Source organism: Dyadobacter sp. CY261, assembly GCF_021440085.1.
Classification (GTDB): domain Bacteria; phylum Bacteroidota; class Bacteroidia; order Cytophagales; family Spirosomataceae; genus Dyadobacter.
This window is the reverse complement of sequence record NZ_JAKCPW010000017.1, coordinates 1-12,685: the sequence shown is the minus strand read 5'-3', so window position 1 is coordinate 12,685 and position 12,685 is coordinate 1. Positions and strand designations below refer to the sequence as shown.

General features: G+C 43.9%; 16 protein-coding genes and 1 pseudogene. 1 reads left to right on the top strand and 16 read right to left on the bottom strand.

Annotated elements, in window-relative coordinates; all coding sequences use genetic code 11:
• Positions 1–80 precede the first annotated feature (80 nt).
• The 16 genes from LZD49_RS30645 to LZD49_RS30575 all read right to left on the bottom strand — a co-directional run bounded on the left by LZD49_RS30645 (position 81) and on the right by LZD49_RS30575 (position 12,015).
• Complete coding sequence (locus LZD49_RS30645; protein WP_234671885.1) at positions 81–662, bottom strand: Crp/Fnr family transcriptional regulator; 582 nt, start codon at positions 660–662, stop codon at positions 81–83.
• A 209-nt stretch (positions 663–871) separates the two neighbouring features.
• A complete protein-coding gene (locus LZD49_RS30640) occupies positions 872–1,084 on the bottom strand; it encodes a hypothetical protein (protein ID WP_234671884.1) in 213 nt (70 codons plus the stop codon).
• A gap of 60 nt (positions 1,085–1,144) precedes the next feature.
• Positions 1,145–2,173 (bottom strand): hypothetical protein, encoded by a 1,029-nt coding sequence (locus tag LZD49_RS30635; protein WP_234671882.1) that lies wholly within the window; start codon positions 2,171–2,173, stop codon positions 1,145–1,147.
• A 21-nt stretch (positions 2,174–2,194) separates the two neighbouring features.
• Positions 2,195–2,932 carry a LytTR family DNA-binding domain-containing protein gene (locus tag LZD49_RS30630; RefSeq protein WP_234671880.1) on the bottom strand — a complete coding sequence of 246 codons (738 nt, stop codon included), beginning with the start codon at positions 2,930–2,932 and terminating at the stop codon, positions 2,195–2,197.
• Positions 2,929–4,014 carry a sensor histidine kinase gene (locus tag LZD49_RS30625; protein ID WP_234671877.1) on the bottom strand — a complete coding sequence of 362 codons (1,086 nt, stop codon included), beginning with the start codon at positions 4,012–4,014 and terminating at the stop codon, positions 2,929–2,931. The genes LZD49_RS30630 and LZD49_RS30625 overlap by 4 nt, the downstream gene beginning before the upstream one ends.
• A 1-nt stretch (position 4,015) precedes the next feature.
• A complete protein-coding gene (locus LZD49_RS30620; RefSeq protein WP_234671875.1) occupies positions 4,016–4,417 on the bottom strand; it encodes a hypothetical protein in 402 nt (133 codons plus the stop codon).
• Positions 4,418–4,790: 373 nt separating this feature from the next.
• Complete coding sequence (locus tag LZD49_RS30615) at positions 4,791–5,120, bottom strand: nuclear transport factor 2 family protein (protein WP_234671874.1); 330 nt, start codon at positions 5,118–5,120, stop codon at positions 4,791–4,793.
• 26 nt (positions 5,121–5,146) lie between these two features.
• Positions 5,147–6,130 (bottom strand): zinc-dependent alcohol dehydrogenase family protein, encoded by a 984-nt coding sequence (locus tag LZD49_RS30610; RefSeq protein WP_234671872.1) that lies wholly within the window; start codon positions 6,128–6,130, stop codon positions 5,147–5,149.
• Between the two features lie 154 nt (positions 6,131–6,284).
• The gene (locus tag LZD49_RS30605) at positions 6,285–7,169 is read right to left on the bottom strand and encodes a Pycsar system effector family protein (protein ID WP_234671871.1); all 885 of its coding nucleotides are present in this window, start codon (positions 7,167–7,169) and stop codon (positions 6,285–6,287) included.
• A gap of 99 nt (positions 7,170–7,268) precedes the next feature.
• On the bottom strand, positions 7,269–7,550 hold the full coding sequence (locus LZD49_RS30600; protein WP_234671869.1) for a hypothetical protein: 282 nt from the start codon (positions 7,548–7,550) through the stop codon (positions 7,269–7,271).
• Positions 7,551–7,690: 140 nt separating this feature from the next.
• Positions 7,691–8,434, bottom strand: a complete 744-nt coding sequence (locus LZD49_RS35870) for a cation:proton antiporter (protein ID WP_310590516.1) — start codon at positions 8,432–8,434, stop codon at positions 7,691–7,693.
• Complete coding sequence (locus LZD49_RS35865; protein ID WP_310590515.1) at positions 8,364–9,296, bottom strand: cation:proton antiporter; 933 nt, start codon at positions 9,294–9,296, stop codon at positions 8,364–8,366. Before LZD49_RS35865 ends, LZD49_RS35870 begins: the two co-directional genes overlap by 71 nt.
• A 6-nt stretch (positions 9,297–9,302) precedes the next feature.
• Positions 9,303–10,664: an alginate export family protein gene (locus LZD49_RS30590; protein WP_234671868.1), complete on the bottom strand. Its 1,362-nt coding sequence runs from the start codon at positions 10,662–10,664 to the stop codon at positions 9,303–9,305.
• A 43-nt stretch (positions 10,665–10,707) separates the two neighbouring features.
• The gene (locus LZD49_RS30585; protein ID WP_234671867.1) at positions 10,708–11,010 is read right to left on the bottom strand and encodes a GNAT family N-acetyltransferase; all 303 of its coding nucleotides are present in this window, start codon (positions 11,008–11,010) and stop codon (positions 10,708–10,710) included.
• A gap of 72 nt (positions 11,011–11,082) precedes the next feature.
• Positions 11,083–11,241 (bottom strand): (4Fe-4S)-binding protein, encoded by a 159-nt coding sequence (locus LZD49_RS30580; RefSeq protein ID WP_234671866.1) that lies wholly within the window; start codon positions 11,239–11,241, stop codon positions 11,083–11,085.
• Between the two features lie 189 nt (positions 11,242–11,430).
• Positions 11,431–12,015 carry a Crp/Fnr family transcriptional regulator gene (locus tag LZD49_RS30575; RefSeq protein ID WP_234671865.1) on the bottom strand — a complete coding sequence of 195 codons (585 nt, stop codon included), beginning with the start codon at positions 12,013–12,015 and terminating at the stop codon, positions 11,431–11,433.
• Positions 12,016–12,445: 430 nt separating this feature from the next.
• On the opposite strand from LZD49_RS30575, the pseudogene LZD49_RS30570 reads away from it, so the two are divergent.
• A pseudogene (locus tag LZD49_RS30570) lies at positions 12,446–12,685 on the top strand (hypothetical protein); the annotation flags it as partial.

Below are 12,685 nucleotides of genomic sequence, written 5' to 3'. Positions count from 1 at the left end.
ATTCAAAAACACCTGCACCAGGTCTGCAAATGCCGGAATCTGGAGATCACCCTCAGGACGATAGCAATCCTAATCAAACACTAAACGCAGCTTTGTCTTCTTAATCTACTTAATGATTCTTTTGTAATCCCTAGATAAGATGCAATGAAATGCTGTGGAAACCGTTGTAGAAAATGCGGATATTTTCTTTCAAATTCCTGGTACCGCATCTCTGCTGTAGTGCATATCATTGAATTTATTCTTTGGTGCAATCCTATTGCGTGACGGTCATCCATCACTCTTAGCATTTGTGCTATCGCAGGGATATTATCTCTAAGCTCATAGATATCTTTGGGTGAGATGACTAGCATTTCTGTGTCTTCCCAAGCTTGAATATTGTATTCCGAAGCTTCGAGCGAGATCAAACTTGCACGGTCGTCTGCCCAGTAATTTTCAACAAAAAGCTGGACAATCTTCTCGTTTCCTTTTTCATCTATGCAGAACTGGCGCATAGCTCCCTTTGTGATGAACGCAGTATACCTTGCTACATCACCCGCTCTTAACAAGTATTGCCTTTTGCGTAGGCTTTTTGCTTGAAATTTACTTTTAATCAATTCTAGTTCCGAGCAATTTACTTGTAAGCCTGAATACCCTTCAACGTAACTAATTAGTTTCTGAAACATTTATCCACTGTTATGTCATATAAATTTAATACAAAAACCATACAGTTGAAAAAATAATCGTGCTGGTCTTTATGAGGGCGTGCGTATTATATAGACAACGAGCTACGAGGCAATGATATGCTATCTCGCAGTTTTGAGGCGTATATGCACATACGTTAAAAATCACTGTTATCTATATACGCTTTTAATCTGACCGCAATATTTACAGGCTAAATTCCAGCAAGTGTCTTCCTTTCTTCAGCCTGTATCACACACCGCTGCTCAAATACGTTACCGCCTGGTGAAAGGCTTAAATCGTTACTGCCGTTGATATTGGATAAGTTAGCACCTGCTTTGATTCCGAATCTAACCGCTGGGTCGTATTGTGCACTTGCCGCGTAGCTGATTGTTAGCATACACAGCGCAATAATCATGTTTTTCATGTGGACATGGAATTGAAGTTAATTGTAATTGAAAAAATATTACAGAATGGTGCGCGTAAGCTAATTTTTGACAATATTCTTTAAGTCTGCATCAAACAGAACCGCAAATTCCCGGCTACTTATAATATGGTCTTTATTGTCTGCATTGTTAGCCAGCTTATACCCCCACTCGGTCGCAGCCTTTCTCTGAATAGGAGTGCCATGGTGCAGCTCGCTTTCAAAATCACAATCGCCAAGATACGAAAACACCTCCGCGACTCGCTGCACGATTTTCCACTGCATAGCTGCTCCCCGAGGGTGCGAGAGGAAGTAAGCCGCGTATGCATCGGCCATTAATTCGGTGCGGCGGCTACCTGCCGGGGTCAACGGGATACCATAATCTTTTATTCCCAGATCATACTGGATATGATGGGCATATTCATGAGCCAGAATAGCCTGCGGAGCAATATCTCCGTAACCAAGCGCGTCGAAAGGCTGCAAAATTGCATCTCCAAAAATGATTTTATCCTTTACCTGACCAACGACAGGATAATTTTTCTGCTGATGGGCGTATGCATTAAAAGTGAAAAAAGGATGACTTCCGTTCAGATATTCCGGATAAGTCTTGAACAAGGTAGCCAGCGAATCAGCATATTTATTGGCCTTCTCAAAACGATACCCATATTCCGCTTGATAGACTTTTATCACCTTATCCCGGTCCTGCAACATAGAGCCATGTGCAGCAACCATAATGATGTTGTCTGAATTGATGTCCCAGAAATCTTGCAGATTTTTAAAGGTCTTTTTTAGCTGAGCGGTATACTCACCTTTCACACCATAATATTGATTTTCAGAATCTTCCTCAGTGAATACTGCAACGAAAATGGCCATCTTCGCCGCCTCCTCATTACTAAGTATGCTTACGGCCCCTTTACTCCAACCACTGATTTGCTTTAAAAGCCAGAGATTTGAAGGACTAATACCTTCACATGGCGTGGGAACCACTTCTGGCAAATCCGGATTAACCGGATGATCTATGATCTCTTTGCAACCAAAAAGCAGCACAAGTGAGAGGCTAAAAATCGCTGCAAAAAGATTAATACTTTTCATAAAATTACTAGTTTTATTAAATTACTCTATTGAATTACTAGGAGGCATGGAAAGCAATTTGGCATTGATCATTTCAAAAAAATCCTTGCGATAGGATTCGCCAATTGTAATAGGTCGTTCTTCATCGACGATCCGGACTACATTGCCCTCAACTGCGGTTAAGTGGCTCAGCGAAATGATAAAAGACTTATGTATGCGTACAAAACCCATTGAGGAAAGATGCTCGGCCAGCTCTTTTAATTTTAGATAGGCGGTAATCTTACGCTGATCGTTCATGTGGATTGTTGCATAATTGCCTTGCCCTTCGATATAAGTTATTCTGCGCGAGTCAATTTTTAAAAGCTTGCCCTTTTGTTCTGTTTTTACAAAAACATAATGATCCTGATCATTAACCGGGCGAACATTATTTTGCATGGTCCATAAACGGTTGACGGCTTTTAGAAATCTTAAAAAAGGGATCGGCTTTAATAAATAATCTACTACGGCATGTTCAAATCCGTCAAGGGCATATTCTTTATAAGCCGTAGTCATAATCACATGGCAATCGTTGCTGATCAGCTTCAATATTTCTATTCCATTCAGATTGGGTATTTGAACGTCCAAGAACACAAGCCCTGGTTTGAGATCACCGATCATTGCCAAACCTTTTATAGGATTTGTCTCTGAGCCTATCAATCTTAAAAAATGAACTTGGCTTATATGTTCTTTCAATAAATCGATGGCATGCTGCTCATCGTCAATGATAATGCAATCAATCATACCGGAAATGTTATCTTTAATGATACATTAAAATGGGTTTTACTATCCTCTATCAAGAACTCAGATCGGTTTCCGTAAGTCAAATTCAGCTGCTGTCCGATGTTATGAAGTCCGACCCCATTTGAGAGTTCTCTCAATCCTTTTCCCTTTTTATTGCTGATATTAAATGTTAATTCATCTACGCATGTTTCAATCCTGATCCGTAAGGGATGGGCTGGGTCATGCAGGTCACCGTGCTTGAAAGCATTCTCAACGAGTGTGATCAATACCAGTGGGACGATGCTGGTAGACTGGTCATCAATCTGTTCGTCGTAGCGGATATTTAATTGATGACTATGACGACGCTGATTGATCTCAATCACATTTTTCAGATGCTCCAATTCATCCATAATATTGACGGTCCCGTCGATGCGGGTGTTCTTTCCCAAAGCATAGCGCATAATGTTAGCCAGCATCAGCACCGAATCCGCAGTTTCTTTATCGAGTTTGATAACCTTTCCATAAATAAAGCTCAATGAGTTAAATAGAAAATGAGGATTAATCTGGTGCTTTAAGGCTTTGAGTTCCGCCTCAGTCTTTTCCTTTTCAAGCATGATGCGCTCTCTGCCCTTGTGGACCCATTCAACCAGTAGTGCTACTGAAAAACTTATAACAAGGACAAATATATAAGACATGATCAACACCCATCTCATACTATCTTCCGGCAAACCAGCCGGGGAAGAATGAGCCATGTTACGGGCTTGCTCTGCTCTCTCCATCAAAAAGAAAATGTAGTCATACGCAAACTTGACTATAAAGAACAGTAGCCCGATAATCGCAGCGCTGCGAAAACTACGTTGCTTACGCATCGCAGGAAGTATTACTATGAAAATGAGAATGTAATGCGTAATTACCGACTCAATAACGAAAATCAGGGTATTGAAAAGCAACCCGGTCCGGCCAGCAAAGTTTCGTGCGGTCTGTGCCGGGTTTATTACGTAAGAAAGCAAAAAAAACGAACCATAAACCAGTAAAGAGAATAAGGCTAATAATACTAACCGCTTGTAGTTCACTTTAAAAAAGTTCAAGGCCGCTTTTAACATCCTATTCGTATTTAATGAATGTGGCTACAATGCTTTTTTGCTTAATATCCGTTGTTGATGAGGAATTGGTAGCAATAACTTTCTCTTTTTTTGTTTTGGACGCTACTGCTGTGCCGTTCTGCTGGGTAGATACCACCTCTTCGGTAAGATCCATAATTACGCCGTCTGCACCTTTGCTCTTACCCAACTCTATCACTTTTTGCTGCGCAGCGTCTATTGAACCGAACCCTTTTGCTAGCTTAGTAGAACCTATCGTAATGTAATTTCTTTTTACATCTGCCTTTTCAAGATAAATATCTACATTATGAGTTGGCGAATATGTCTTCCCAAAATATGATGGCTTGGAGCATGCTGTTAATAAAGTAATGAACAGGATGACCAGTAAGTGAATTAATACTTTCATTTTAAATGTTTATTATTTTAAACAAAGGTAGCTTGGCAAGCAAAGGCGAAAAAAAATATTATTCGAACAGGTGTTTTGTATATGCCAACAGTGGAAATATATACCTTTTCAATTGTGAGGGGAGGCGTCGATACTAGGCTTAGCCCAAACCAATTGGTTAATGTGCTGTAATGAGCGTGTGTAGCAAGTATACTTGAAGGGAGAAAAGGGCACAAATGACTAGTGATAGAGATTTGTTTCTGTGTATGCGCGCTGGACTGCGAAGTGATACATTTTTTTACAATATGTTTATGTGATTTTATATCACGAGGCCTCCATAAATTCAAGTATCCACGCCAGTCTCCGCAGGGTTGATTTCAATTGGCGTGCTTTCTCAGATCACAAACGAAGTTACTTGACTGATCATTCCAGCCTTAAAATTCCAAACGTCGCAATAGGAACTCCTTTTTGACTCGCCGTTTTTTTCGACTACTATCTGACCAAGCTCAACTACAAAATCATCTTCCTTGATATGATTTTCTGTTGTAAATGTTATCCCCTCATAAGCTGAACTTATGTACTTATAAAGTTCGGCCTTTCCATTGAAGGTTTTTTCGCCGACGTTTTCCCATTTGATATCTTCGGTGCAGTATGTGATGAATTCGACGTATTTTCCTTCCGCCAAAGCTTTGTTCGCCTTTATAAAAATATCTTGATTATTCATACCTGATATTCGTTAAAATGACTATTTTAATTACCTATCTCTACACCGATCTTTCCATAGAAATCTTCATCACTGTCCCTAAATTCCAGCAGGCTGTGCGCCTTACCTATTTCTGACAATGGGAAAACTTTGTTCAACACAGGCTTCAGCTTGCCGGCCTCTATCAGCTTTGTAAGTTCGTCCAATTTGTTTCTGCTCTGCCTGGTAAATACAAAATGGTAAGTTGCATTTTTCCCCCACGCGTGTATCAGGTTTTGCGGCTGTTCAATGTCAACTAATGTTACAACCTGTCCCATTTGACTTAAAACCTTACCGCTGTCCGAAAGCGTGTTACCGCCAATAGTATCGATCACAACGTCCACGCCTTTGTTATCTGTCAGATCTAGGACCGCATCTATATAATTTACCTTTTCATAGTCAATGGTATGATCCGCTCCAAGTCCTTTGAGAAAGTTATGGTGCACTGTTCTTGCTGTCGTGTAAACGGTCGCACCCATAGCCTTCGCTATTTGAATGGTGGGTATTCCGACGCCGCCTGCACCACCATGTATCAAGACCGTTTGATTGATCTTAAGTTGCGCCCTGGTATAAAGCATTTCCCAGGCAGTACCGGCTGCCAAAGGAAATGTCGCGGCTTCTAGATGGCTTACGTTTTTCGGTTTGATACCGATTATAGATTCCTTGGCAACATGATATTCTGCATAGCTTCCATGCCCGTTGAAAATTTCCGGAGTATAATACACCTCGTCACCGATCTTAAAATTTTTGACACCTGCTCCTATATCTGTGATCACGCCGGAAACATCATGCCCGGTGATGACCGGAAGCTGCAATTCATTTTTATAATCCCCCCGGCGGACCTGAAAATCCAGCGGATTCACTGATGTTGCCAGCACTTTTACAAGTACTTCATCAGATCCTGGTTTTGGGGTTGGGACATCTAATATTTCAAACTTTTCAACCGAGCCGAACTCGTTTAGCACCGCTGCTTTCATAATGTATTTAGTCAAATTCTTGGGTTTGATATTAAATTGGTATAAGTTATCTCTGATCAGCAGAGCTAACTGTTGTATTGATTCACATTGTAAAAATGCTATCGAAAGGCGTGGGAAGACGATGAGATATGGTAAAAAATGACGTCGACAATTGTCTATCCTGACAAGTTTACCTCGTCGCGATAAAAAAGGCCGCGATTGAGACCGCAAGGCCGCCAATGAATACAATATAAGCGTAAGAAAGAAAAGTAAACTTCTTAATCAGCACCTTCCGGACATTGAAGACCTCTTTGTATATCTCACTATACACCTGTTGTTTACCCCCTTTCAGAAAACTGTCCAGTTCACCCGCATAGGTGTCATAGTCGGCATCACGGAACTCCGACCCGACCAGGTCGAAGCTGCCGAAGAAAAAGGTCTGATAGCTTTTGGACGAGCGGTCCTGTATGTAAGAATTACGCTGTGGCCGGCTGGCCAGGATGCTCAGCAGAATGGTAACGAAGGCCACTCCGAGGATGATAAAGATCGGCACGACCAGCATCGGGTATTTCTCAGTACGGCTCATCGTGAACCCGATGACCACGGAAATGAGGATGGAGTTCACATGAATAAGCAACCCTGCTTTGGAATCGGCCACATCTACCAGTTTAACATAATTGCGAAAAGCGATCTTGAACAGGTCTTCGGTCTCTCGGTCCGACATGACCAGTGCGCTCGTCTTGCCCGCACCATTGCCTGATGAAAGGCGCTGGATGCGTTTGAGCAGCTTGCTTTGGTTTTTGGCCATTTCCTCTGCGTAATGCCGTTTTGCGTAATCGGTAAAGCAATGCTCGCCGGAGAACTCTTCACGTAGCCTGTTCAGGATGAGCAGTTCGTCGAAATGATCGCCGTTAATCCGGTTCATCTCCTCTTTGAGATATAATATGTGCATGAACAGATCATCCATAGCGAGGCGGTAATCTAGCGCATCCCAGACTACTTTCTCTAACAGATTTGCCGGTGTCGCATTCTCACAGTTACGGGCGATGAGCCCGCGAACGATAACTGCCTGCAAATAGATAGCCCAAAATTAAAGTTCCCTTCAGAGAAGGACTCATAATAGCTGCCGAGGTAGCCTATGGCCTCCTCGTGGATCTTTTCCGGATTTTCCATATCAATTCTGTTTATGCAGGCGCTCGATCCTGATCTCCTCCACCAGCGCCGGAGAAGGTACCAAATGGGTAGCAGGGTGAGCTGCAACCACGGTACCCATGTCAGGATCGGAAGCAACCATATCCGTTTCCTTACTTGTATATTGCCTTAATTCAGAAATGCGCCCAGTCAGGAACGAGAAAACCTCGTTGCGTTTTCTCTTGTCTTTCTCTTTTTCAAAAGCCTTAACGACGGCTGCGAAACCTTTTTTAAGAAATTTGACCTGTTCTTTCTTTTTGCTCATCGTTCATAATTTAAAATGATATTCCGGTCAGACCCGGTAGTTCAAGGTGACATAGGGATACTACCCTGGCGGGAATGCGCGGCCAGTCAACTGTACCGAACGCAGTTAGAACATTAGGTTTGTTAGTTAAAAATTATCAATCAAAGCGGACTTTCAGATACGCGCAGGTCGTTAATGTCCAGCATTTGTTCCGCCTTGCGTATCGCTTCGTCTGTATAGACTTTTTCGTTTTTCATTTTAGATAGTTCTTTTCGCTGATGATCGTGGATATCGGCCATTACCTGCTGAAATTCCTCTCTTTCAACATTCCTGTTGATACATACTTCGACAGACCTCAGGTACTCCTGGTGTCCTTCAATTTCACGTTCAAGTTTCTTGGCATAACCTTTCAATAGGCTATTGCCGCTGGCCAAGGTGTGTCGCGCGTTCAGCCGCCGCAGCGCTACGGTATCCAGCCTGAGCTTGATGCCAGCATGTTGCTCATGATCAGGAAGTATCGGGTCAAGTTCACCAATGCCGGTTAATTTGATAACTGCTGGAAGGGTTAATCCCTGAAAAACGAGGGTAACAAAGATCACCACGAAGGTGATGAAGATGATCAGATCGCGGTGAGCGAAGGCTTTCCCGTCATTCATGTACAGCGGTATAGATAAGGCCGTTGCCAGTGATACCACACCGCGCATGCCTGCCCAGCCAATGATGAGTGGATTTTTCCAGCCCGGCGATGGCTTTGACTTTTCCTTTTCGCTGAACCAGCGCAGAATATGCACGCTAGAGAATACCCACAAAAGCCTGATCCCGATTACAATGAAACTAATAAACATGCCGTATTTGATAGCTTCTGCCATGGATACATGTCCAAGGCCACGCACGATCTCCGGCAAATCCAGCCCAATCAAGATAAATACCAGGGTATTCAGTACAAAAATAAGCGTGTGCCATACCCCCCGTCATATTCACCCTCGTCCTACCAGTCTTAAACATTTCATGCGCACGGAAAGACATGAACAAGCCTCCGCTCACGACGGCCATCACGCCCGAAAAATGAAAATGCTCTGCCGATAGAAACAGGATGTAAGGCGTCATTACTGTTAACGTGGCATCAATGGCAGGCGACGTGGGCAGAAAACGATGGATTACATACATTACATGCGCACCGGCCAGGCCCACAACGATCCCCATACCCGCAACCAAAAAGAATTGCCCGGTTGCCTGCTGCATGGAAAAGGCTCCGGTAAGTATGGCCGCCAGTGCAAATCGGAAAACAATGAGGGAGGATGCGTCATTCACCAGACTTTCGCCTTCCAGTATTGTAATGGTCCGGCGCGGTACTTTAAGTCCCTTTAAGACCGTAGTAGCGGCTACCGCATCCGGCGGGGAAATGATGCCGCCGAGCAAAAATCCTAAGGCCAATGTAAATCCGGGAATCAAGGAATGGGCGGCATACGCGACGACGAATGAAGTGATGAATACCAAACCAAAAGCCAGCATGGCAATGCCGCTGCTCCACTTTTTAAATTCTTTCCAAGAGGTATACCACGCAGCTTCATACAACAATGGCGGCAAAAAAACGAGAAAAATCAGTTCCGGCTCCAACTTTAACAACGGTATGCCAGGAATAAAGCCAATGCCTAATCCGGCCATCATCAAAAAGATCGGATAGGCTATACGTAACTTTTGTGCGAGCATGACCAGCAGCATCGCTACAAAAAGAAGTCCCAGGATAAAAAGCAGGTTCTCATGCATTTCCGGTCAAAATTTAAATGCTAAGAGAGAACTGATAAAAAAACCATCTTTGTGCTGCGGGATCACGTCGTTAATAAAACCCCCGGTCTTAAAGTATTGCACACCGGCATTATAGCTTAGGAACTTGCTGATCTGCCAGGATACCGTTGAAACGTAAGCTGTGCCAATGTAACGGCTGTCTGATTCTGACGAACCCAAGCTAAGAGAACCATCCGGACGGTAAATACCATCCCGCAGGGATTGCCGCCAGTAAAATACCGCCTCTGCGGAAATCAGCACTTTCCTGGCCGGGTTCCAGTTGAGGTTGGGATGAAGAGAAAGCAGGTTCCCGGGACCCGCCTGCGGGTTCATGCCGAAATAACCGCCGTTCGGATATAAAGCGTTAAATGTGCCCAGCTTGCCGTCACCCTTCACATCGTCGCCTGAAATGAAATCGCTCCGGAGCTTCATTGTCGGTGCCCCGCTCAGGTTAGCGAAGCGATAACCAATATCCATAGAACCACCCCACGCGCGAATATCTGACGCCCCGAACTTGCCCAGCTGATAACCGATCTCAAAATTGTAGAGCAGTTGATTTGCGTTCCCCCACAACCGGGAACCCACCGTATGTCTCAATTCAGCGGCAACGCCATCATCGAACCCAGCCTCTGCCCGGTCGATACCCAAATAGTAGAGATCGATATTGAGCATTTTGGTGGCGGCATAAGTGCTGTAAACACCCCAGAGGCTCGATTTTCGATTAATGGGATTATCAAATACACCGGTCCTCACACGGCCGGCCGCCATGACGAAAGCATCCAAGTTCCATTTTGAGGAAGCATAGGCTACCTTGGCTCCATCGAAATACAAGCGAAGGTTGGGACCCTCGCGGACATCGAGTAGCCGGCCACTGCCGTATTGCAGTTCCTGGCGTCCCAACCGGATAGTCATTCTGCGATCCATTAACTCGTAAGGGATCAGGTCTATGAAAAGGTTCTGAACATTTAGTTGGTCTTCATCGATGGGCCGCGGTCCTGTCTTTCGCCAGTTCTCCAGACCGCTTCGTAACTGCCCGAAGATCCTGACCCTGTCGCTTAAATGCAGGTCTGCATGCAGTTGATAACGCTGCAGCAAGAAAATGTTTCTGCCTATGTTCATTGCGCCCCAATCTTCGTGCATTGCCCGGTCCAGTTCACCACGCAGCTCGCCACCGAAGGACACATAGGTATTTCCACTCTCCGAAAGCGGTAGGTATTTCAGCCTCTTGTAAAAGGTACGTGCACTGTCCTTTAATGCCGAGTAGTCCTCATCAAAACGCATCAGCCTGAAATTTTGGGCATGAGAAAATTTTGCCAGTATTAACAGACTTACATATAATACAATTTTCATTTTCATCAGCCGAGTATTTATTAATTGATCGCCAATATGTATTTCATTGATGCCAGTCTTTACTCCACACGTCTTCATATTCTAAGGGATGGCGATGAAACTGCGCATTCACATACGGGCAAAGCGGAATGATCTTCAGATCTTTTTCTCTGGCGTAACCGACCAGCTCGGCCAGTAGCAGTTTCGCAAAACCCCGGCCCTCGAACCCCTTGTCAACCTCGGTATGGAACACCTTTAGCCTACCTCCCGTCATGGCAAGATCCATTTTACCTATCTGAGCCTCATCCGAAAATAACTGCACCTCGCCACGGGCATGTCCCGTAAAAACAACTTTTGTACTTTCCATTTTCTTGCTAATAGATCATTTAGGGTTCTCCTTTGATACTTAGTGCACCCGAAGGGCATTTGGCGATCTGCGCTAACAATTCCTCGCCGTAGCATTCTGCGGCCTTATCCAGGGACGCGCCTTCGGGTCATAAACATTCGGAAGCGTCCGAACGCAAATGCCTGAGTGGATACATAGTTTGGGTTTCCAGAGGAGGGTTACTTCTCCGTTCGCATACTCGTGGATTTCCATAGTTTTGATTGTTTCTGCAGACTTACCGAACGAACAGGCAAGGCATGACCGGTCTAGCCTGGCATGCAAGTCGCTCTAATAATCGACACACAAATCTCAGCACCTGGGATCAATCAAAAAGATGACAATTGTGAAAAAAAGAAGTAGATAAAAGTCTATTTTATCTGAAAGGCGAGCAGTGAAGTGGTGTTATTTAAGCTTATTATTACGAATAACACGGCTTAGCGTATCTTTACTAATTCCAAGATAGGAAGCAATAATATGTTGCGGAAAACGGACCGCAAAGGCCGGGTAACGTTCTATAAGGTCGGCATAGCGCTTGCCGGCAGTGTCGGTTAAGGACGAAGTGAGGCGCTTGTTATTTGCAATTTCCGCGGCCTGATACAGCTTCATTTCCATTTCAGTATATGCAGGAATACTGTTTATCAGCTCTGCATCCCCTTCCTTTTTAACAATAAGCAACTCACAAGGCTCCAGAGCATCGATATGGTACCGGCTTGGGGTGCGGTTAAAAAAACTTTCCCGATCGCCCATCCACCATTCCTCCAGGCCCAGTCTGACGACATGTTCTAATCCTTTGTCATCCACCGAGTACATACGCATTGCTCCTTTGACAATAAATCCATAATCCATACAGATATCGCCAGCCTGTAAAAAGTACTCTTTTCTTTTCAATCTTAACGGCGTAAAGTTTCGCCTGATCATTGCCTTGTCCTCACCCGAAAGTGGTTTGGAGCTGTATTTTTTCAGATAGTCAAAAAATGCATTATACATAGGCAGGCCCCGGTTTCATTAAGAATTAAATATTGTAGAAGGTCGCGTAAAGATAAATCAAAATGAATTTTTTAATCAACTTAAACTTGTAAAATATTTTTTAAGTGGCTGTAAATTAGATAGTTATAAGTTATATACTCAATAAAACACAAGCACCCTAAGAATTTAATAGACGAATGTCTACGATTTTATAAAACATATATCATCTTTTCGATTTCACAGGATCGTTAGAATTGCACCATCTAAATCGAGGATGCGAGACAGGGCCGGGCTCATACATGAATCCTATAACCCGGCGGGATCATCTATGCATCTGTATCCTGTTGCCGGGCCCAATTTGCTCACGGTAAATATTTTCGGCGAGGGATTGATGCCCTCCTGATTCTATGTCAGGAATTAAAAATTATTAACCATAAATAACTATCCAAACATGTCAAACATTCAGAAAAAAGGCCTTGAAGCTCTGTTGCGTCCCGAGGACAGTATCGTTGTGCTGATCGATCACCAGCCATTCCAGTTCGCTAACCTGCACAGCCACGAGCCTACTATGATTATCAACGCTGTTGCAGGCCTTGCAAAAGCCGCAAAGGTCTTTAACGTGCCAACCATTCTGACCACAGTTGTTGAAGAACGCGGCGGGTTCCTTATCAAACAGATCCAGGATGTGTTT